We start from the raw sequence: 20,949 nt of genomic DNA on the forward strand, positions 1-20,949 counted from the left end.
CCTCTGGACCCACTTCGGATCGGACGTATAACGGATGTGGTAATTGACCAAACCCAAGCCGAAACCCAATGCGACGAGAAACAACCAACAAACTGCGCTTCGTTCTCGAGGACATCCTTCCCGCGTTTGTTCGAGACTCCGCTTTGTTCCGCATTTTGGCCGAGTTAGCCTGGGGAAAGCACATATCGCGGCTTGCCGATTTCCGTAGTCGCGCCCCTTTTCTGACCAATGATGAGTACGAAGCACTCTACCGCGAACATCCAAGGGTTCATGACGAGACTGACTGCTCTGACAAGTGTATCAACAAGATTGCACAAGAACTGGTCGAAGGATCAATCTGCGATGTCGGATGTGGCACCGGTGCGCTACTGACCAGACTGGCTGAGCGTCGCCCCGGCCTGACCCGTAAGGTTGGCGTAGATTTCGTTGTAGATGATGCCGCCGCATTGGAAGGTATCGAAGGCATTTCAGCTCGCATCGAGGAATTGCCTTTTGAGGACGGTGAATTCGACAACGTGGTTTGCACGCATGTGATCGAACATATTCTGGATTACCGCGCAGCAATTGCCGAACTACGTCGCATCACTCGTAAGAGACTGATTATCATCGTTCCGCGCGAACGAGAATACCTGTATACTTTCAATCCACACTTCAATTTCTTCGCTTACCCACATTCGTTTCTACGCGCGATGATCCCGGTTCCGGATGACTTTGTTTGTATTGATATCGGACGCGACATTTACTACCGCGAAGATATAACCAGTTAAGAAAAACGGTTAGTTCTCGCAAAGCCTGTTGAGTAGAACAACGCGGGAAATGCCAATTCAACACACAGCGCGCATCATATCCACACCTGAAACCCACCCAAATATGCTGAAAAGCATAACGCTCAGCTGAAAGCGTGGTTTGGAGCTGCAATGCGCGGAAACCTGAGCCTCAGACAGCGGTTCGTTCAACAAGCACTAACGACTTGGAAAAAAGTCCCTGCGCTTCGGGTCAACCGATACCTATGATGGGATTTCCTTCAGACCGAGTATCCGCCAAGGGCGTCTTGTTCGTTTTTTTTCGTGGCCGAAAGGCATGTGTACAGGGATACACCCGATCCGGTTCATTCCGGCCGGACCGGATATCGATCCCCTTTTTCGTCAATCAGGATCAGCCGGTCGCCGCTGCGCACGTACAGATCGCAACGACCGAACCCATTGCGGTAAGCGATGCAGACGCTGCCGTCCTCGGCGATGGAATAGGTGCCAAAGGCGGCGTCTCCGCTGGCGTAGGTGTAGGAATATGCGCCTCCAGCCGAAAATTTGGCCTGCCCGTCATCAAAGAAGGTCAGCGTGCGTCCAGCCAAGGCATCCAGTTCTTCGGGCGACAGGGGGACGTCTCCGGGTTTGGTGGGCCATTCGGCGGCAAGGGCGGGGCCAGCACTAAGCAAGGCGAGGATCAAAAAGCGCGTCATAAAGTCAGTCTAGACCGAACTGCTCTGCAACAGGCATAACGTTGCAGTGACAGATCAGGCGACCATCTGTTCGGCCTTTTTCAGGTCGACCGAAACCAGCTGGCTAACGCCCTGTTCCTGCATGGTCACACCGAAAAGCCGGTCCATCCGTGCCATCGTCACCGCGTGGTGGGTGATGATCAGGAACCGCGTGTCGGTCTGGCGGCACATCTCATCCAGCAGGTCGCAGAAACGCGTCACGTTAGCATCGTCCAGAGGCGCATCGACCTCGTCCAGCACACAGATCGGTGCAGGGTTGGCAAGGAACACACCAAAGATCAGCGCGGTTGCAGTAAGAGTCTGTTCACCGCCCGAGAGCAGGCTGAGCGTCGAGAGTTTCTTGCCCGGTGGCTGGCACATAATCTCAAGCCCCGCATCCAGCGGATCGTCGCTTTCAACCATGACCAGATTGGCCTCACCGCCGCCGAACAGGTGTTTGAACAGCATGGCAAAGTTCGAGTTTACCTGTTCAAACGCGGTCAGTAGACGCTCGCGACCTTCACGGTTGAGACTGGCGATGCCGCTGCGCAGGGCTTTGATCGCCTCTTCCAGATCGGCCTTTTCGCTGTTCAGCGTGTCGAATTCTTCCTGGACTTCTTTGCTGTCCTCTTCGGCCCGCAGGTTCACTGCCCCCATCGCGTCGCGCTGGCGTTTGTGGCGGTTAACCTCGGCCTCCAGCGCGTCGGCGGCGGGCATCTGGTCGGGGTTCACGTCCAGCTGATTCAACAACTGGTTTGGCGTCAGCTGCTGATCCTCGGCGATGCGTTCCGCAGCGGCGGTCACGCTTTCCTTGGCGGCGTCACAGCGCGCCTCGGCGGCGGCCCGGCTTTCGCGCGCTTCCGAGGCCAGACGTTCCGCATCACGTTCGGCCATCACCCATTCGCGCTGCTGAGCCTCGGCTTGAGCCAGCTTGTCAGCAGCCTCTGCCCGGCGCGCTTCGGCAGCTTCGATCAATTCGTTCAGTTCCTCGCGCGCCTCAGCGATTTCGCCGGGGGCGGCCATCGCGTCGGTCAGCTCCTCCTCAGAGCTTTCCTTGCGCTCAGCCAGTTCCGAGATGCGTTTTTCCGCCGTCTCCAACCGGTGCTTCCAACCGCTGAGGTCTTTCTTGACCTCCTGGCTGCGACGGGTCCGTGCTTCGCCCTCGCGGCGCAATTCGTCATGGGTCGAGCGGTGGGTCAGCATGGTGATCCGCGCGGCCTCGACCGTTTGTTTGATGTCTTCGACCTGCGCACGGGCGCTGTCCAGATCGCCCAATCCGGCCAGCGCGCCCTCGGCCTCGCGCAGTTGGGCGCGTGCGGACATGGCGTCTTCCTTGTGGCGATCCACGGCCAGCGTCAGGGTTTCCAGCTTGCCCTGCGCCAGATTGCGATCCGCCTCAGCCCGGCTGAGTTGCCGTGCGGTTTCCGCCATGCGCTGGTCGGCGGCACGGCGTGCCTCACGCGCGCGGCGGTCAGCTTCAGTCACGTCGGCCAGTTGCTGTGACAGCGCCTCATGCGCCGCCCGCGCGCCATCGGCCTGCGCCTCGGTCCGGGCCAGTTCCTGTTTCAGCGCTTCCAGCTTGTTCAGCTGTTCCAACCGCAGCGCGGCTGCACTCGGCGCGTCCTCGGCCCAGGCGCGGAACCCGTCCCAGCGCCACAGATCGCCCGAGCGCGACACCAGCCGCTGACCGGGTTTCAACGCCGCCTGCAGCCGTGCGCCTTGGTCCCCGTCAACCAATCCGATCTGCGCGATCCGACGGCTGAGGCGATCTGGGCCCGACACATGCAGCGCCAAAGGTTCAGCTCCTTCAGGCAAGGGCTGATCCGCGTCGTACTCCGCGACCTCCACCCAGCCCGACGGCCCGTCACCGTCGACCAAAGGCGCGCGCAGATCATCCGCCAGCGCGGCACCCAGCGCCTTTTCATAGCCCGGAGCAACGCGCAGCAGGTCCATCACCTGCCCCCCCTCAGCGGTGTCACGTTCAACCAGCTTGGCCAAAGCGGTGGTCTCAGCCCGAATGGCCCCCAACTCACCCTCTGCCTCGGACCGTTGCGCGCGGGCTTCAGCCTCACGCGCTTGCGTCTCGCCACGCAGCTCATCGACTGCGGCCAGCGCTTCTTCCGCGGCCTCGGCGGCCTCGCGGGCTTCTTCTTCATCCTCTTGCGCGGCCTCGAACGCCTCGGCCGCGCGAGTCAACGCCTCACGCGCCTCATTCACGGCACCGCGCGCCTTTTCTTCTTCGCCCTCGGACCGGGCCAGCGTTTTGCGGCTGTCCTCGACCAAACGTTGCGCCGATTGGTGACGGGCGACAAGACGGGCCATATCCTCGGTCTGTTGCGAGAGGTGATCCTCGCGGTCCTGCAGCACCGAGGCCGCCTCGCGCGCGATTTCCGCCGCCTCGGCCACCTTGTCATCGTGACCTTCAGCCGCCTTGGCCAGCTCGCGGGCTTCCCATTCCAGACGTTCGATCATCTGGCCCGCGTCACGGTTCAAACCGCTTTCACGCTCGATATCATTGCCAAGTTGTTGAATACGGTTGGTCAGGGTTTCAATCGTCTGACGCGCGCGGGTTTCCTGATCTGAAAGCTGGTCGCGCTGCACTTGCTGACGTTGCAACACGGCCGCAGCGATGGCCTCTTCCTCGCGCAGGGGCGGCAGGGTTTCTTCGATCTCGGTGCGTTTGGCAGCGGCGGCGCGCGCCTCGGCCTCGGCGCGCGAGGCCTCAGTAATCCGGTCGCGCAGCTTTTCCTCGGCCTGTTGACGGGCCATGTCGGCCTCTTTCCAGCGTCGGTACAGCAGCATCCCTTCGGCTTGCCGCAGCTGTTCACCAATCTCGCGATAGCGCGCAGCCTGACGGGCCTGACGCGCCAATTGCGCCAGCTGCGTGCCCAACTGTTCCAACACGTCATCAACGCGAGTCAGGTTGGATTCCGTGCCCTTCAGCTTCAGCTCGGCTTCATGCCGACGTTGATAGAGACCCGAGATCCCGGCGGCCTCTTCCAGAATACGCCGCCGCGCTCGGGGTTTGGCGTTGATCAGCTCGGCGATCCGGTTCTGCCCTACCAGCGCGGGCGAATGCGCCCCCGTTGAGGCATCCGCGAACAGCATCTGAACATCGCGCGCCCGCACATCCTTGCCGTTGGTCTTGTAGGCGCTGCCCACATCGCGGGTGATCCGGCGGATGATCTCCAACTGATCGGTGTCATTGAACCCCGAAGGCGCCAGCCGTTCCGAGTTGTCCATGGTCAGGACCACCTCGGCAAAGTTGCGCGCGGGTCGCGTGGCCGCCCCCGCGAAAATCACATCCTCCATCGCGCCGCCGCGCATGGATTTGGGGCGGTTCTCCCCCATCACCCAGCGCAGCGCCTCTAACAGGTTGGACTTGCCGCAACCATTCGGTCCCACCACACCGGTCAGTCCGTCCGCGATAATCAGATCGGTCGGATCGACAAAGCTTTTGAAGCCGGTGAGTTTGAGTTTGCTAAAACGCAAAGGCAATGAGTCCCGTGATTCCTATACGCTGGAAGTCTGCGCAACGGATTGGGGTCGAGTCAACGAACTTGCGCAGGATATGGGATATCAGCCCGAGTTATCCACAATATCTTGGCGAAATACGCAGGAATTCGCGTATGTCAGTAGGCAGTACACTCGAACACCTGATAACCGTAGCCATCGCCGATGTGATCGAAAATACCTGTGTCCACGCATTCGTAGTTCGGGATGGCCACCGCAGTCTGCAGCAAGCGCTCACCCGCCTCTCGGTCGCAACCCAACACCCCAATCGTCACAGCGGCATCGCCTAGCACATCCAGAATTGGGCACCCCGACACCTGTGCCATCGCCTGAGCAGCGCGACCACGGATCGGCCCGAGCCGCGGGGCGTATTGAATGTTCACCCGCACTGCTTCGGCCAGATCATCACGCACGCGCACATCAAAGACGCTACCATTCACCGCCACACGCGTCGCGGGCACATCGCGGAAATGAGGCGTGCCCGCCGAACATGCAGCCAGGACCAGCAGGGCGAAGTATCGGATCATGTTCTCTATGGTGAGGTGGAATGGTTAACAAACCCTTTCCACTAGTGGCGCAGAACCTGACCCAGACGTTTAATACCCTCTCGTATCGTGGCCTCGTCCGAATTGGAAAAACTCAACCGGATTGTATTCCGACCCGAGCCATCAGGAAAAAATGCGCGCCCAGGTACAAAAGCCAGCTGTACCGTTTCCAACGACCGTGACAAAAGATCGGCTCCGTCATGTGCTTGAGGCAAGGTCAACCAGACGAACATTCCGCCTTCGGGCTTGGTCCATTGCACCCCTTCGGGCATTTCCTGCCGCAAAGTGTCCAGCATCGCATCGCGCCGCCGGCGATACGTTGCCCGCACACGCAAGATGTGCGTGTCGAAACAAGCACGTGCTACTTCGTTGATCGACATCTGATTGATCGTTGGCGAATGCAGATCAGCCGCCTGTTTGACCAAAACCAACTGCGAAATGACCTCTCGCGAAGCAACAACCCAACCCACGCGCAAACCGGGCGACAGTGTCTTCGAAAAACTGCCGCAATAGACTGTCCGGCACGCCTCGATCGTTCCCTTTCGGGCAAGCTCCAAGGCAAGAATCGGCGGAATGTCTTCGCCGTCATAGCGCAAGGCCTGATACGCGCCATCCTCGATCACTGCGATATTCAGGTCCTCAGCAAGATCAAGCAGTGACTCACGTGTAGCGCGGTCAACAGTTTCACCCGTCGGGTTTGCGAAATCCGGGGACAAATAAGCGAATTTGATCTTTCCATCACCGGACGCAGCTGCATATTCAGCCGCCCGGCGGTTCGCCTTCAAGTCCAACCGATCAAAACAGGGCTCATATGCGTCGAATGCGTTGATTGCGCCCAAATAGGTCGGCCAGCCAACCAAAGCTGTATCTCCGGGGGACAGGTAAAGTTTTCCTAAAAAATCCAGCGCTTGCTGCGAACCCGAGGTGATCAGCATGTTTTCCGCGGAACATTCGATTCCGATCTGCTGCATATGTCCGACAAGCCATTCACGAAGGGGAAGATATCCTTCGCTGACCGAATATTGGAGCGCATGAGGCCCATCTCCAAGGCACGATTGGAACGCATTGGCAAAGGCATCTGCAGGAAACAAAGCCGGGTCGGGAATACCCCCGGCAAACGAGATAATCCCTGGCTGATCCAGCAGCTTCAGCAATTCACGAATCTCTGAGGCTTTCATCCGTGAGGCCCTGGTCGCAAACAAATCTGGCGTTGACATAAGGCTCCTCCGCTTAGAGGCAGCGTAATAGATAATGAATTAATGTCAATATTGCTGACCTAGTAATGTTATGTCCTTTCTAGGCATTCTTGAACCGGGCCTGAATCCGTGGTCATATGATTTGACCAATCTGGAAAAGTGTCCCGATGCCCTTTCAAAAAATTCAGACCGAAAAGCTATCGATCGCGGTGGTTCGACAGATCGAACTGCTAATCCTTCGGGGCATCCTGCGTCCGGGTGAACGACTTCCTGCCGAGCGTGAAATGGCCGAGCGACTGGGCGTGTCGCGGCCGTCGCTGCGGGATGCGATTTCGGAACTGCAAGAACAAGGGTTGCTGACGGCCAAAGCAGGCTCGGGCATATACGTCGCCGAGGTCTTGGGCTCGGCGTTTTCCCCTGCTCTGATCCGACTGTTCGGCAGCCATGAAGAGGCTGTTTTCGATTATCTCTCATTCCGACGGGATATGGAGGGCTTGGCAGCTGAGCGCGCAGCGAGAATGGGTTCTGAAAGCGACTTGAAAGTCGTCCAGACGATCTTTGAAAAGATGGAGGCCGCCCATGCCCGCAATGCGCCGGAAGATGAAGCTAATCTGGACGCCCAATTCCACATGGCCATCATCGAGGCCAGCCACAACGTCGTGATGCTGCATATGATGCGGTCGATGTTCGATCTGTTGCGACAGGGCGTCTTTTACAACCGCCAAATGATGTTCAATCAGCGCACAACCCGAGAAGCCATCTTGGACCAGCATCGAGCGATCAATACCGCGCTACAGGCGCGTGACCCAGAAGGTGTCCGCAAAGCCGTCCAGAGACACTTGAATTTCGTTCAGCAATGCACACAGGATCACCAAAAAGCCCTACGAAACGAAGAAATCGCAAGGCAACGGCTGGATCACGAAACACGCTGACCTGGTACGCGGCACCGCCTGAGTTTCAGCAATGGTCACAGCTTGCGAATAACTCGTGCAAACCTGTGCTTCCAAAGACTCAAGCTCTTTATCGGTTTTGGATCGCAATTGATCAGTCCCGGGAAACTGCTATCAGCTTCGGACCAACTCCGCAGCTTGGTAGGCGCGGCCAGAACGGATTTCGTAACGGCGTCAGGGCTATCTGCACTCTGCTTTTCGTTGGCTATTACAGCCAGCATTTCTGCATGATAGGCGTCTATTGCTTCTGAACGTTGGCCTGTGCGGAACCGAAACGCACCGATCTTGTCGTGAACGGGGATCAGTTCAGCGTAGCGTGAGAACCGCAGCCAAAGTTCGCCATCCACAGCCAAGGACAGGCGCTCGTCAAGTTGTCCTCCGGCTTTGTCCCAAAGGCTGCGTCGCCAAAATGTCGACTCCTGCTGCACCCACTGATAGTCGCCCGCAAGAAACCGTTGATACGAAATTGGTCTTGGGCGTCGAGAGGCCAAGATACGCCCTGCCTCGTCTATCGTCGTGAGCTTGCCCGTCACCCAGTCCAACTTTGACTTTAGCGCAAAAAGAGACCCAACAAGTCCGAGACCTCCCTGCATTAGGACATCATCGGAATTGATCCACCCCATGACCTCGCCAGTGGCGAGAGCAAACCCCTTGTTGACCGCGTTGGCTTGCCCGGTATCTGGCTCGGATATGATATGTGTGAATGCGCCGCGATATCTTTCGACAATATCAAGCGACCCGTCTGTGCTTCCCCCATCCGACAAGATCAGCTCAAGATTGGGGTAAGACTGGCTGACAATTGACGTAATGGTCTGCTCGAGAAATTCGGCGCAGTTCAGGTTTGGAACGACCAGACTTATCTTGGGCATATTCGTCATGCGTAATCCTACCACCCAAGACCAAGCTGCATTGGTGCAGCAAAAGGGTTTCTGTGCGACTGCATCATTTCTGACAAGCCGATCATTGCAACAGCTTCTTTGGAATGCGCTTTCCGCTGCCGGGGCCCATATGCTCGGTTTGTGCCAAAGTTAAAAGACCGGGGTCAATAAAAAGACGTTTTCCCGCGCTGCGCATCGATTGATGCAGAGTCGTATGCTCGCAGGTGATTTGACCGGTCTCATCCCGTGGCTGGTACGTCGCACCGCGCAAAGCTTCGGTCTTATACAAGCCCAACCCACCGAAAGCACTCTCCACCTCAATCAGAGGCGCGTCGGTTGGTATTGAGTATTGACGATTATAGATGATTTTCCGCTGCATCCGTCGCCACCAGACACTGCGAAACATCCGTGGTCGCGTTAGCGCCGTAAGCTCTCGCCACGGGTCTTGGTCGCTCCAGCCCGCACATCGCAATGCGTAAAGGTCATAATATGCAGGCAATGAGTTGGCAAACACGGCGTCCCATTGTGGCACCCGACGCGCTGCCGCGTTCAACACCTGATTTGGTTCCATTTGCGTATTGGGTCCGTCCATATCAAGAACCAGTGTCAAAGGATGGACCGGATTGGTGGCAAGAAGATGTTCAAGAACTGCATTTCTGGCGACGGCAATACGCTCGACGCGTTCATCGAACAGGTTCGACATACTGTCCAGAATGAGCACATCTACTCCCGCGTTCTGAGCCGCGTAGTCTTGTAGGATGTCGTCGGTATTGTCTTTATTATCGTTGGTCGCGATGATCACGCGACTGCTCTCAAGGTGCGCCCGCAGCTGTTCGATGCGCAAGAGCGTTGCGGTCAGGGAATCTCCACCATTTCGAACAATGCCGAGAATGTTCATCAAAATTCCAGCAATTCAGGCGAGGGGTCTTTCAAAGCGCCTTGACCCGAAAGCGGGCTTTCGGGTCAAGGTTTCGAATTATGTTAAACGGTCAGTGCAGCTTTTCGCCTACATCCGCGATGGCCGCGTCGATCAGCTTGTTGGCCTGCGTAGCCGTCATCTGCTTTGCCAGAACCGCGTTGGCTGCGGAAACAGCAACGGTGATGGCCTGATCGCGCACCTCTTTCACGGCAGAAGCCTCCGCCGATGCGATCTGGTCCTGTGCTGCCACCAAACGACGAGCAATGGACTTCTCCAGATCGACCTTGGCTTGTTCAGCTGCCAGTACAGCATCGTCCTTGGCTGCTGCCACGATGGCATCCGCCTGAGACTGCACTTCGCGCTGCTTGCGCTCATACGAGGCCAGCAAGCTGCGCGCTTCTTCGTGCAGCGCGCGGGCTTCGTCCAGTTCGGACTTGATGCCTTCGGCCCGCTTGTCCAGCGCGCCACCGATCATGCCGGGCACCTTGAAGTAGAACAGAACCGCGATGAACACGATGAAGCCCAGCAGGACCACAAAGTCGGTGTTGCCAAGCGAGAAGAACGGGCCACTTGCGGCCAGCGCAGGGCTAGCAGCGCCGAAAGTCAGGATAAGGGCAAGAGTATTCCGCATGTCACTTATCCTTTCATCTGCGCGTCTACGGCACCGTCGATGGCTTTGGCATCCGCCTCGCCACCCAGTGCTGTGACCAGTTCAGCTGCCGTATCCTTGGCAACCACTTGAATGCTTTCCAGCGCACCGGCACGGATGTCGGCAATTGCCTTTTCCGATTCAGCCGCCTTTGCAGCGATTTCCGCATCCGCTTTGGCAATCGCGTCATCCAGACCAGACTGGATTTCGGCGCGGGCTTCCGCTGCGATACGCTGTGCCTCAGAACGGGCATCGGCCAGCGCCTTGTTATAGGCCTCTTCAGCCTCGACCGCCTTGGCCTTCAGATCTTCGGCCGCAGCCAGGTCATTTGTAATGGTCCCCTGACGCTCAGCCAGGATTGCCGCGATGCGGGGCAGAGCCACGCGGGACAGGACCAGAAAGATGACGACCAGCGTGATGACCAGCCAGAAAATCTGGTTGGGGAACCAATCAAAGCAGAGCTGCGGCATCCCGATGGCCGACCCATACGAGTCAACACAGGTGCCTGCTACTTCTTTGGCTAGGGGTTCAGTCGCCATGATGTCCTCCGTCGGAACGTTGTCTTTACAACAGGTGGGCCGCTATGGCTTGGACCCACCTGCGCGTAAGGATCAGGTTCCGCAGATTAGACGGCGAACATCAGCAGCAGCGAGACCAGGAATGCGAAGATCCCCAGGGCTTCTGCGAATGCGATACCGATGAACAGGGTTGCGGTCTGCGAAGCAGCCGCCGAAGGGTTGCGCAGGGCGCCGGCCAGGAAGTTGCCTGCAACGTTGCCCACCCCGATTGCGGCTGCGCCGGAACCGATTGCTGCCAGGCCTGCGCCGATGTGTGCGAGATCGCCTTCCATGATGTTTCTCCTTACGAATTGGAAGTTTCGATGTTGGGTTATCGTTCCTGTGCTGGGTGCAAGACCCAATCAGTGATGCGGATGCAGAGCGTCCTTGAGGTAAACACAGGTCAGAATGGTGAATACGTAGGCCTGAATGAAGGCCACCAGGACCTCGAGACCGTACATAGCGGTGATCGCCAGAACCGACACGGGCGAGATCACGGCAATCGCGGCAAAGCCTGCGAACACCTTGATCACCGCGTGGCCCGCCATGACGTTACCGGCCAGACGAATGGAGTGGCTGACCGGGCGCACAAAGTACGAGATCAGCTCGATGATCGCCAGGATCGGACGCAGCGCCATCGGCGCGCTGGAGACCCAGAACAGGCTCAGGAAGCCCGCGCCGTTCTTTACAAAGCCCAGGATGGTGACGGTCAGGAAGACAGCCAGCGCCAGCGGGATGGTCACGGCGAAATGCGATGTGGTGGTGAACGAGGTCGGGATCAGGCCCAGGAAGTTCGCGGTCACAATGAACATGAACAGGGTCATGACATAGGGGAAGAACTTGACGCCTTCCTTGCCGCAGATGTCTTCCAGCATCTTGTAGATGAAGCCGTAGGCCAGCTCGGCCACCGACTGCATCCGGGTCGGAACAATCGCGCGCTTCGAGGTCGGCACGATCAGCAGCAGAACAATCGCAACGATCGCAAAGAACAGCCACAGCGTCACGTTGGTAATGGTGAACATGCCCACCGCACCGTCGCCGAACAACGGTTTGACGATGAACTGGTCCATCGGGTGGAATACCAGGCTGCTGCCTTCTGCTGCGGTGGTCTCAGTTGCCACGTTCAGTCCCTCTCGTCCTTCTCGACAGCCGTCGCCGCCGTTTGTTTCTCTTGGACCTCTTTCGCGCTGCGGAGCATAACCTTCACGCCCGCGACAAGGCCCAGCAATGTAAACAGCACCAGAAAGATCGGGATCGTCCCGAACAGGCTGTCCAGCCCGTATCCGATGCCAAATCCGATCCCCAGACCGGATACCATTTCGATGACCATCCTCCAGGCAAGCTCGCCCCCGGATACGTCACTGTCTGCGCGTTTGGGGGGCTGCTTGGCCTTTTTCACCGCGTCGATCTTGGCCTCCAGCTGCGCCATACGCTGCTTTTGGTCATCATCAGTCACGGGCGTTTCCCTCGCACAGTCTTGGGTAGGGTGCTAAGGCGATGCGGGCATAGAGTCAACGGTGTATAGGTCGCACCCGAATTGTATTTAATCCTTTGATTTTAAATATTAAAATATTCCACTGCCTCGCCGCAGGCGCACCCGTTGATCCTGCGTGGGCATAAATGGACCGGATCTTCCATATTCAACCAAATGGTTGACCAAAGCAGACCGCTGTGATTGAGCGGAAGCATGTCCAGTGATCTCGATACCGTTTTCGCGGCCCTTGCCGACCCCACACGCCGCGCCATCCTTGCAATGCTGTTGGAGGATGACATGGCCGTCACCGATGTTGCTGAACCGTTCGAGATGTCACTGGCCGCGATCTCAAAACATCTGATGATCCTGACCAAGGCTGGACTGATCAGCCAGGAAAAACGCGGCCGGGTGAAATGGTGCAAGCTGGAACCCGACGCGCTACGGTCGGCCTCGGTCTGGATGCAGGGGTTCGGACAATTCGAGCCGGTCAATCTGGATGCATTCGAACGGTTTCTGGAAAGCCAATTGCCTTTGGCAGACGACACCTGACCGATTGACAATGGCAGGCGCATGTTTCGTGGTATGCTGCCAAAACCAAATCTATCTCTTCTGCGGATGACGCAAACGGTTCATGCCGCACAGGTCGAGACGTTTTGCGGCCTCGGCCTGTTGAGCACCCTTCAGTTCAGTTTCGATCGGCCTTAAAAACACGTTCCGCCCCTGTGGGTCCTTCGGGCCTGAGGAGCATCAACAAAGCAACGCATGTCAGAGCGACGCCGACCAAAACCAGTGCCACGGGGGCGCCGTTGCCCAGCGCAATCTCCCATAGAATGACCCAACTGGGGACAAGATAAGTATAGGCCATAACCTTGGCCGACGGCAGACGCAGGGCCGAAAACTGAACCAGAACAAAACTGGCGGCGGTCGCGAAGATCGACAGATACAGCAACCCGACCCACACGATCATGGGCAGGTTGGCCCAGTCGGTGTCGCGAATGTCGGACCACGCATAGATAGTCAAAAGCAGGCAACCTGCTACCATGGTTCCGAAACTGAACACCACGGCGGGTTCGCCGCGGTTCAGTTTACGCACCATCGGCGTATAAACAGCATGAGCTATACACCCCCAGAAATAAATGACCTCACCCTTGTTGATTTGAAAAGCCATGAACGCTTGCCAATCCGCCCGGAAGATCACCCAAAGCGCCCCAACGGCACCAATGCTTAGCGCCAGTGCCATCCTTGGCGTGGTGACCTGACGCAACAGAAACCATCCGGCGATCGCTGACAAAACCGGAGTCAGGGTAAAAACCGCAGCCGCGCTGACCGGAGGGGCGGTTTTCAACCCGTGAAACATAAGAACAAAATAGGTCGCAAAAAGCCCGCCCAGCACCAGGTAACGCCAAGGAGCTTGCGCAGCGCTGCGCGGCAAGCCTGTGGTCATCAACGCTGTTGCCCCGATCACGATGGCCGCAATTGCAAACCTCACGGCAGTGACCGCCTCGGGCGAGATCTGGTTGGCAATCATTGAGCCTAGTGAGAAACTGCCCGCGACCAAGGCAGAAAAGACCAGCATGGCCAAATGGCCACGCGCCGGAGGGGTCATGGCTGCCAGCCTTTGGATTGCTCTTTCAAATAGGAAAGGAACGACTGCACCTTGGTCGTGCGGTGCAAATCCACATGCGTCACCAGCCAAAGGTTGCCGAACCACTCGGACAGCGGCGGGATCACCTCGATCAGATTGGGGTCACGGGCAGCCTCCCACCGCGCCATGAAACCAATGCCTGCTCCAGAAAGAACGGCCTCGCGGATGCAGAAATTGTTGGTGCAGCGAAAAGTGATGCGATCAGCAGGGACCGTTTCGCGCAACCAACGCGAAAACGGCGCGCGGCTGGTTTCGTCATCGGTACTGACAAAGAAATGGCTGGCAAAATCCTCGACCCCGGCTGGTTTGCCGTGAAGTTCGATGTATGCCGTGCTCGCATATAAGCCGACCTCTTGTTTCATGAATGGCTGCACAACATTGTCGGGCTGACCCGGCGCCGACCCGGCGCGGATCGCCACATGTGCCTCACCATATTCCAGCCGGAATAGACGGTCACCAGTCAGATAGCGGACGATCAGATCAGGATGCAGGCGCTGGAATGTGCTCAGCACCGGCACAACCAACGGCGCCAACGAGGACAGAGAAGTCACCACCAGCTCTCCGGATACGTCATCTCCGCGGCCTTTCATGCGCCCAACCAACTGGTTGAATTGATCTTCGGTCGCTTGCGCTACGCGCAGAAGGTCGTCGCCCGCCTCGGTCGGCGTGTATCCACGGGCGTGGCGCTGGAACAATTTGACCCCCAGCCGCGCCTCGATCGCGTCGATATGGCGGATAACGGTGGCGTGGTGAACGCCCAACACTTCGGCGGCACCGCTGACCGTCCCCATGCGCGCCACCTGATACGCGGTTCTCACTTCATCCCAATTGTCCATTGCATCTTGTCCATTGTGCAAATTTTAACACTTACTGTTGGGATATCAGAGTTTTGTTCATCAACGCAACATTCATATTGGGACCAGACACAGAATTCACCGCCTGAAGGAGGCCATCATGACCAAGACAGTTCTGCACATTGACGCCTCGGCCCGCCGAACAGGGTCAACGACCCGTGACCTTTCTGACCGTATCGTCAAGCACCTCGGTGCCAGCCGTATCATCCGCCGCGACCTAGCGACTCCGCTACCGCTACTGACCGAAGCGTGGATCAATGCCAATTTCACTCCCGCTGATCAGCGCGACGCGGTCCAGCGTGACCTTCTATCCCTTTCCGACGCTCTGGTGTCGGAACTGCAAGAGGCCGATACGGTCGTGATCGGCCTGCCCATCTATAATTTCTCGGTGCCTGCGGCGTTCAAGGCGTGGATCGACCTTGTCGCCCGCGCCGGACTGACCTTTTCCTACAGTGAAAACGGCCCAAAGGGACTGTTGGATGGCAAACGGGCAGTTCTGGCCATCGCTTCTGGCGGCACCGCAGTCGGGTCCGAGATCGACTTTGCCACCGACTATGCCAAGCATGTTCTGGGCTTCATCGGCATTCATAATGTCGACGTCATCGCAGCCGATAAAATGGCATTGGACGCTGAAACGACCCTTAGTAACGCGCAAAAGGCTGTTTCGGAATTGGCGGCCTGATTGACCGTTACGCCCTAAAACGTCCAGTCTGCACCTGAACAGACAATTGCAGACTGGACACCGGGCATGAAAAAAATCGGAATTCTGGGCGGTGTGGGCTGGGCCTCGACCGTGGACTACTACCGCGCCATTGCCGAGGGCGCGAGCCGCCATTTCGCTGAACGGGGTCATACATCTCCGCTGCCCATCCCTCCGATGACCATCGAATCCGTCACGCAGGCCAAAACGCGCGCTTTGCGCGGTATCGCCGGGGACGAGGAGAGTTGGTCGGCCTTCGACGCAGTCTTTCGCGAGGCACTGCTGACGTTGGAGCGGGCCGGATGTGATTTCGGCATCATCGCGTCCAACACCCCCCACGCTCGACTTCATTCGATACGACAAGGCGTGGCGATGCCGATTTTCAGTATTTTCGACGCCACTGCAGAGGTGACGGCGCGCACCAAAGCCTCTGAAGCGCTGGTTCTGGGAACAACCGTCACGATGGAAGCGACCAACTATGCCGAAAAGCTGGCCGAACATGGCGTTGTCGCCAACAAGCGGCTGCCCGACGCCGAGATCGCCGAGATGCAAGCGATGATCGACAGCGACTTTTACGGTGGGGCGTCCGACGAAGCGCATGCCCGTTTGCTTGCGTTCTGCAACAAACATGCGCGCACTGGCACCGCGATCCTGCTGGCCTGCACCGAACTGCCGTTAGCCTTCCCCAACCATCTGGACGATCCGGTGTTTGAGGCAGATGGGCATCTTTTCATCAACCCTTCCGCCGCACATGTTTCGGCCGCCTTGGCCCAAGCGCTAGGGGACTGATCAAGGCAACCAGTTAATCTCGACCCCGATACGATCACAAAACGCCAGCAGATCGTCCCGTGGCATTGCAACGGTGCGGTCATTGACCAGCGGGTGCATATAGATGACATCCGCCTGCTTGGCTGCGCCGTCCATGAAGAACCGTACCTCGTTCTGCACCCCGTTGATCATCGCCAAAGGGCTCACCGCGCCGGGACGGATACCAAGGTTCTGCAGCAAACGATCCGCCGACCCAAAGGACAGGTTACCGACACCCAGTTCAGCCCCCAACGCCTTAAGGTCGATCTCGGCGTTCTGCTCCAGCGTTACAAGATAGTTCCGCTTTTTCTTGTCGCGCAGATACAGGTTTTTGACCCGCAACGCGTTTTCGCCGGGCACCATGAACTGATCCTCGACCGCCTTTGAATCCTCAACCGTGCGCAGCGGCACATGGGTGTGCAGCGTATAAGTCAGGCCCCAATCGTCCAGTTGCGCCAGCAGCGCGTCGGAACTCAGCGGTAATGTGTCCTGAAAAGCAGATGATGCGTCCATGGGTATCTCCTGTTTGGCGTGCTCATCGCGCAACGTGCGGACAAATTCAAGCCAGACAGCGTCGGAATTCAGTGCTAGCGTGCCGCCATGAAAGTCACGCGCAATACTCCGAACCAATTGATCCTTTCTAATACGCCCTGGTTCATTGGCATCTCACTGATCCTCTTCATCCTTGCCTTTGTCGGCGCTGGTCTGTTCATGGCAACCGAAGGCGGCGAGGGCATTCTGTTCGGTCTGTTCTTTGCTGTGTTTGGCGGCGGGATGGGCATCGGCGCTTTCTGCGTCTTTGTGCGGCGCGTACAGGTGATTTTGGATCGACCCAGCAACAGCGTTTTGATCCGCCGCCAATCCGTCTATGGCTATGACACCGTAGAACATGAGCTGTCGAACCTGTCCCATGCCGAGGTGGAAACCACCACATCGACCCGCGACAGAACCACGTCCAAGATGCACCGACCCGTTCTGATCCTGGAAAAGGGCATGAGTGCAGGCCGACACCCGATTGTCGAAGCCTATGTAAGCGGGCACGGGGCGCAGCGGCTGGTGGATGCGGTCAATGACTGGCTTCCGGCGCGAGCGGTTGACTCTGACAGCCAATCGGCCTAAAGCCCCCTTCAAACATCCGGAAGCGTCTGATCTTCCGGTCCCTTGAGTCGATCAGGGATCGCCCCCCACCAGCGAGTTTCGCCCGTGGGGGCAATGCCATTTGGCATGACCCCCACGTCAAATTCAGTGGGAGGGGGCGTTTGTGCATTTAACCGACGCATCCTATCTAGGAGGCGCCACCAGATAACCGGCTAAGGAGGCCGAAGGCATGTTTGAAAATCTATCCGAACGCCTTTCTGGCGTCTTTGACCGGCTGACCAAACAGGGCGCTCTGTCTGAGGAAGACGTCAAAACCGCCCTGCGCGAAGTTCGCGTTGCCCTGCTTGAGGCCGACGTCTCGCTGCCGGTGGCCCGTGCCTTCGTCAAGAAAGTGCAGGAACAGGCGACCGGTCAGGCCGTCACCAAGTCGATCACCCCCGGCCAGCAGGTCGTCAAGATCGTCCATGACGCGCTGGTCGATACCCTGCGTGGCGAAGAAGACCCCGGCAAGCTGAAGATCGACAACCCGCCTGCCCCGATCCTGATGGTCGGTCTGCAGGGCTCGGGCAAGACGACCACGACCGGTAAGCTGGCGAAACGCCTCAAAGAGAAAGAGGGCAAGAAGGTTCTGATGGCCTCGCTCGACGTCTATCGCCCGGCGGCGATGGATCAGCTGGCCGTTCTGGGGACGCAGGTCGGCGTTGATACGCTGCCGATCGTACCTGGTCAAAAGCCGGTGGATATCGCCAAGCGCGCCAAGCAGCAGGCCACTTTGGGCGGCTATGACGTCTATATGCTCGACACCGCAGGCCGTCTGCATATCGACGAAGTTCTGATGGACGAGGTCGAGCAGGTCCGCAATGTCGTCGACCCACGCGAAACCCTGCTGGTGGTCGACGGCCTGACTGGTCAGGTCGCTGTTGAAGTGGCCGAAGAGTTCGACGCCAAGGTCGGCATTTCCGGCGTGGTCCTGACACGGATGGATGGTGACGGTCGCGGTGGTGCGGCGCTGTCGATGCGCGCAGTCACCGGCAAGCCCATCCGCTTTGTCGGGCTGGGCGAGAAGATGGACGCGCTTGAGACCTTCGAGCCGGACCGGATCGCTGGTCGTATTCTGGGCATGGGCGACATTGTTGCCCTGGTCGAAAAAGCCCAGGAAACGATGGAGATCGAACAGACCGAGCGCATGATGAAGCGCATGGTCAAAGGTCAGTTCAACATGAACGACCTGAAAATGCAGCTGGAACAGATGATCCAGATGGGCGGCATGCAGGGCATGATGGGCATGATGCCCGGCATGGGCAAAATGGCCAAGCAGATGGATCAGGCCGGTCTGGACGACAAGATTCTGCGCCAGCAGATCGCCATGATCCAGTCGATGACCAAACGCGAACGCGCCAACCCTCAACTGTTGCAGGCCAGCCGCAAGAAACGGATTGCGGCGGGTTCGGGGATGGAGGTCAGCGACCTCAACAAGCTGCTAAAGATGCACCGGCAGATGTCGGACATGATGAAAAAGATGGGTAAGATGGGCAAAGGTAAGATGCTGAAACAGGCCATGAAAGGCATGTTCGGCAAAGGCGGCCCGTCGCCCGAGGACATGGCCGCAGGCATGGACCCCAAGGCGCTTGAGGCTGCAGCCAAGGCGATGGGTGGCAAGATGCCCGGTGGCATGCCCGGAATGGGCGGCGGCATGGCCCTGCCTCCGGGCCTTAGCGGGTTCGGGAAGAAAAAGTGAACACCCTCACCCCTCATATCCCCCGGCTTGAGACCGAGCGCCTGATCCTGCGCGCGCCCTCCGAGGCTGATCTGGACGCGGATACCGCGTTCTTCGCCAGCGAGGCGTCGCAGTTCGTTGGCGGCCCGTTGCGGCGGGATGAGACATGGCGGCTTGTCGCCAGCATCCTCGGCCATTGGGCAATCCGAGGTTATGGGTTCTGGAGCGTTGAGGAAAAAGAAACCGGCATCTATGTGGGCCGCGTCGGCCTGTGGTTCCCCGAGGGCTGGCCCGAGCCGGAAATCGGCTGGACCCTGATGAACCACGCCACCGGCAAGGGCTACGCGACCGAGGCCGCAACGGCCGCGCGCACCCACGCTTATGACGTGCTGGGCTGGGACACGGCGATTTCGCTCATCGCCCCGGACAATCACGCCAGCAAGGCCGTGGCCAACCGTCTGGGGGCCACCTTCGACTATCACTATGAACATCCGAAATTCGGCGCATCCGAAATCTGGCGGCACCCCGCCCCCGCCGATCTGGTGAATGGCGGCATGGAGGCTTACGCATGACCGACCCCGTAGCACAAGCTGCCGCGCTGCTGAAAGAGCATCGCGAAAGCATCGACCGGCTGGACGCGATCCTTGTCTATACGCTGGGCGAGCGGTTCAAGCACACGCAGGCCGTTGGCAAGCTCAAGGCCGAACACGACCTTCCCCCGTCTGATCCTACGCGCGAAGCCGCGCAGATCGCTCGGCTTGAAGACCTGGCGAAAGAGGCCGATCTGGACCCCGACTTCGCCAAGGCTTTCCTGAATTTCATCATTCAGGAAGTCATCCGACACCACCGGAAACATCAGGAATGACCCGTCGTTTCCACCCATAGAATACCCGGTCCGTGACCGGTCACGCCATCTTAAGGAGATACCACCATGGCAATGAAAATTCGTCTCGCCCGCGGCGGCTCGAAAAAACGTCCCTTCTATCGCATCGTTGCGGCTGACAGCCGTATGCCTCGCGATGGCCGTTTCATCGAGAAACTTGGCACCTACAACCCGCTGCTGCCCAAAGACAGCGAAGAGCGCGTGAAAATGAACCTGGAGCGCATCCAGTACTGGCTGGACCAGGGCGCCCAGCCCACCGACCGGATCGCACGTATGCTGGAAGCAGCTGGCGCACGCGACAAAGCCGAGCGCAACAACCCCAACAAGGGTACCCCGGGCAAGAAAGCTCAGGAACGCGCCGAAGAGAAAGCGGCCAAGGCTGCTGAGGCGGCAGAAGCTGCCGCTGCACCGGCTGAAGAAGCGGCTGCAGAAGAATAAGCAGGCAGGCGCGTGCGGGATCAGACTTTCACTGACGATTTTCGCGCGCAGTTTGACCTGTTGCTGCGGCTCCGGCGCGATGTGCGTCGGTTCCGCACCGACGCGATTGACGAGGCAGTGCTGACGCGCTGCCTCGACGCGTTTCGGCTGGCCCCTTCGGTGGGGCTGAGCGAACCCTGGCGCGTGATCCGCGTCGAAAACCAGCCCGCGCGCGACGCGGCGCTGCGAAATTTTCAAACTGCCAATGCGCAGGCATTGGAAGGGTATTCCGGCGAAAAGGCGCAACTCTACAGCCGCCTGAAACTGTCGGGGATGCAAGAGGCCCCGGTGCAACTGGCCGTGTTCTGCGACGATGCCACGGACAAGGGGCAAGGTCTGGGCGCAGACACGATGCCCGAGATGCGGCGCTATTCGGTGGTTTCGGCCATCACCCTGTTCTGGCTGGCCTTGCGGGCCGAAGGTCTGGGGTTGGGTTGGGTATCCATTCTGGACCCGGACCAGATGGCGCGTGATTTGGACGTACCCGAGGATTGGCGCCTGATCGGTTATTTCTGTGTTGGCCTGCCAGAAACGCAATCGGACACGCCCGAGCTGGAACAGGTCGGTTGGGAATGCCGCGACGACAGCCTGCCCATCGAGGTGCGATAGG

Annotated in this window: 25 protein-coding genes; 11 read left to right on the top strand and 14 right to left on the bottom strand. The window is 58.5% G+C overall.

The window, feature by feature from the left end; translation table 11 throughout:
* Positions 1-68: 68 nt before the first annotated feature.
* A complete protein-coding gene (locus AC2TAD_RS12660; protein WP_353391630.1) occupies positions 69-767 on the top strand; it encodes a class I SAM-dependent methyltransferase in 699 nt (232 codons plus the stop codon).
* A gap of 341 nt (positions 768-1,108) precedes the next feature.
* On the opposite strand, the gene AC2TAD_RS12665 is transcribed toward AC2TAD_RS12660, so the two are convergent.
* The 4 genes from AC2TAD_RS12665 to AC2TAD_RS12680 form a co-directional block, all read right to left on the bottom strand.
* On the bottom strand, positions 1,109-1,459 hold the full coding sequence (locus AC2TAD_RS12665) for a hypothetical protein (protein WP_170755031.1): 351 nt from the start codon (positions 1,457-1,459) through the stop codon (positions 1,109-1,111).
* A 54-nt stretch (positions 1,460-1,513) separates the two neighbouring features.
* A complete protein-coding gene (locus AC2TAD_RS12670; protein WP_480868055.1) occupies positions 1,514-4,969 on the bottom strand; it encodes a chromosome segregation SMC family protein in 3,456 nt (1,151 codons plus the stop codon).
* Positions 4,970-5,109: 140 nt separating this feature from the next.
* Positions 5,110-5,517: a hypothetical protein gene (locus AC2TAD_RS12675; RefSeq protein WP_480868057.1), complete on the bottom strand. Its 408-nt coding sequence runs from the start codon at positions 5,515-5,517 to the stop codon at positions 5,110-5,112.
* A gap of 41 nt (positions 5,518-5,558) precedes the next feature.
* Positions 5,559-6,752, bottom strand: coding sequence for an aminotransferase-like domain-containing protein (locus AC2TAD_RS12680; RefSeq protein ID WP_480868058.1), 1,194 nt, complete (start codon positions 6,750-6,752; stop codon positions 5,559-5,561).
* A gap of 146 nt (positions 6,753-6,898) precedes the next feature.
* Here AC2TAD_RS12680 and AC2TAD_RS12685 point away from each other — a divergent pair, with 146 nt between their 5' ends.
* Positions 6,899-7,663, top strand: coding sequence for an FCD domain-containing protein (locus AC2TAD_RS12685; protein WP_480868060.1), 765 nt, complete (start codon positions 6,899-6,901; stop codon positions 7,661-7,663).
* A 35-nt stretch (positions 7,664-7,698) separates the two neighbouring features.
* Here AC2TAD_RS12685 and AC2TAD_RS12690 read toward each other — a convergent pair whose 3' ends face one another.
* The 7 genes from AC2TAD_RS12690 to AC2TAD_RS12720 all read right to left on the bottom strand — a co-directional run bounded on the left by AC2TAD_RS12690 (position 7,699) and on the right by AC2TAD_RS12720 (position 12,140).
* Positions 7,699-8,559 (bottom strand): glycosyltransferase family 2 protein, encoded by an 861-nt coding sequence (locus tag AC2TAD_RS12690; RefSeq protein ID WP_480868061.1) that lies wholly within the window; start codon positions 8,557-8,559, stop codon positions 7,699-7,701.
* A gap of 82 nt (positions 8,560-8,641) precedes the next feature.
* A complete protein-coding gene (locus AC2TAD_RS12695) occupies positions 8,642-9,457 on the bottom strand; it encodes a hypothetical protein (protein ID WP_480868062.1) in 816 nt (271 codons plus the stop codon).
* A gap of 91 nt (positions 9,458-9,548) precedes the next feature.
* A complete protein-coding gene (locus AC2TAD_RS12700) occupies positions 9,549-10,109 on the bottom strand; it encodes a F0F1 ATP synthase subunit B (RefSeq protein WP_480868064.1) in 561 nt (186 codons plus the stop codon).
* A 5-nt stretch (positions 10,110-10,114) separates the two neighbouring features.
* Entirely contained in the window at positions 10,115-10,666 is a 552-nt protein-coding gene (locus AC2TAD_RS12705) for a F0F1 ATP synthase subunit B' (protein WP_480868066.1), read from the bottom strand.
* A gap of 86 nt (positions 10,667-10,752) precedes the next feature.
* Complete coding sequence (locus AC2TAD_RS12710; RefSeq protein WP_005981269.1) at positions 10,753-10,977, bottom strand: F0F1 ATP synthase subunit C; 225 nt, start codon at positions 10,975-10,977, stop codon at positions 10,753-10,755.
* 69 nt (positions 10,978-11,046) lie between these two features.
* Positions 11,047-11,805: a F0F1 ATP synthase subunit A gene (locus AC2TAD_RS12715; RefSeq protein ID WP_170356118.1), complete on the bottom strand. Its 759-nt coding sequence runs from the start codon at positions 11,803-11,805 to the stop codon at positions 11,047-11,049.
* 2 nt (positions 11,806-11,807) lie between these two features.
* Positions 11,808-12,140 carry an AtpZ/AtpI family protein gene (locus tag AC2TAD_RS12720; protein ID WP_480868068.1) on the bottom strand — a complete coding sequence of 111 codons (333 nt, stop codon included), beginning with the start codon at positions 12,138-12,140 and terminating at the stop codon, positions 11,808-11,810.
* Between the two features lie 231 nt (positions 12,141-12,371).
* Here AC2TAD_RS12720 and AC2TAD_RS12725 point away from each other — a divergent pair, with 231 nt between their 5' ends.
* On the top strand, positions 12,372-12,707 hold the full coding sequence (locus AC2TAD_RS12725) for an ArsR/SmtB family transcription factor (protein ID WP_170755014.1): 336 nt from the start codon (positions 12,372-12,374) through the stop codon (positions 12,705-12,707).
* Positions 12,708-12,843: 136 nt separating this feature from the next.
* Here the strand turns inward: AC2TAD_RS12725 and AC2TAD_RS12730 are convergent, their stop codons facing one another.
* Both AC2TAD_RS12730 and AC2TAD_RS12735 read right to left on the bottom strand, forming a co-directional pair.
* Positions 12,844-13,764: a DMT family transporter gene (locus tag AC2TAD_RS12730; protein ID WP_480868070.1), complete on the bottom strand. Its 921-nt coding sequence runs from the start codon at positions 13,762-13,764 to the stop codon at positions 12,844-12,846.
* A complete protein-coding gene (locus AC2TAD_RS12735; protein ID WP_480868072.1) occupies positions 13,761-14,639 on the bottom strand; it encodes a LysR family transcriptional regulator in 879 nt (292 codons plus the stop codon). Before AC2TAD_RS12735 ends, AC2TAD_RS12730 begins: the two co-directional genes overlap by 4 nt.
* Before the next feature lie 118 nt (positions 14,640-14,757).
* On the opposite strand from AC2TAD_RS12735, the gene AC2TAD_RS12740 reads away from it, so the two are divergent.
* Together AC2TAD_RS12740 and AC2TAD_RS12745 are read left to right on the top strand one after the other, a co-directional pair.
* Positions 14,758-15,339 (top strand): FMN-dependent NADH-azoreductase, encoded by a 582-nt coding sequence (locus tag AC2TAD_RS12740; RefSeq protein WP_170755007.1) that lies wholly within the window; start codon positions 14,758-14,760, stop codon positions 15,337-15,339.
* 66 nt (positions 15,340-15,405) lie between these two features.
* Positions 15,406-16,146, top strand: a complete 741-nt coding sequence (locus AC2TAD_RS12745) for an aspartate/glutamate racemase family protein (RefSeq protein ID WP_480868074.1) — start codon at positions 15,406-15,408, stop codon at positions 16,144-16,146.
* Here AC2TAD_RS12745 and AC2TAD_RS12750 read toward each other — a convergent pair whose 3' ends face one another.
* Positions 16,147-16,677, bottom strand: a complete 531-nt coding sequence (locus AC2TAD_RS12750) for a prolyl-tRNA synthetase associated domain-containing protein (RefSeq protein WP_170755003.1) — start codon at positions 16,675-16,677, stop codon at positions 16,147-16,149.
* An 87-nt stretch (positions 16,678-16,764) separates the two neighbouring features.
* Between AC2TAD_RS12750 and AC2TAD_RS12755 the strand changes: the two genes are divergently transcribed.
* The 6 genes from AC2TAD_RS12755 (at position 16,765) to bluB (ending at position 20,948) form a co-directional block, all read left to right on the top strand.
* A complete protein-coding gene (locus AC2TAD_RS12755) occupies positions 16,765-17,283 on the top strand; it encodes a hypothetical protein (protein WP_480868078.1) in 519 nt (172 codons plus the stop codon).
* A gap of 208 nt (positions 17,284-17,491) precedes the next feature.
* The gene (gene ffh / locus AC2TAD_RS12760) at positions 17,492-19,000 is read left to right on the top strand and encodes a signal recognition particle protein (protein ID WP_170754999.1); all 1,509 of its coding nucleotides are present in this window, start codon (positions 17,492-17,494) and stop codon (positions 18,998-19,000) included.
* Entirely contained in the window at positions 18,997-19,551 is a 555-nt protein-coding gene (locus AC2TAD_RS12765) for a GNAT family N-acetyltransferase (protein WP_480868079.1), read from the top strand. The genes ffh and AC2TAD_RS12765 overlap by 4 nt, the downstream gene beginning before the upstream one ends.
* Entirely contained in the window at positions 19,548-19,844 is a 297-nt protein-coding gene (locus tag AC2TAD_RS12770; RefSeq protein ID WP_170356107.1) for a chorismate mutase, read from the top strand. The genes AC2TAD_RS12765 and AC2TAD_RS12770 overlap by 4 nt, the downstream gene beginning before the upstream one ends.
* Positions 19,845-19,910: 66 nt before the next feature.
* Positions 19,911-20,300, top strand: a complete 390-nt coding sequence (gene rpsP, locus AC2TAD_RS12775; RefSeq protein WP_170356106.1) for a 30S ribosomal protein S16 — start codon at positions 19,911-19,913, stop codon at positions 20,298-20,300.
* Positions 20,301-20,312: 12 nt separating this feature from the next.
* Positions 20,313-20,948: a 5,6-dimethylbenzimidazole synthase gene (gene bluB, locus AC2TAD_RS12780; protein ID WP_480868081.1), complete on the top strand. Its 636-nt coding sequence runs from the start codon at positions 20,313-20,315 to the stop codon at positions 20,946-20,948.
* The last annotated feature ends 1 nt before the right edge of the window (position 20,949 follow it).

The sequence above is a fragment of the Ruegeria sp. HKCCD7628 genome, from assembly GCF_057221005.1.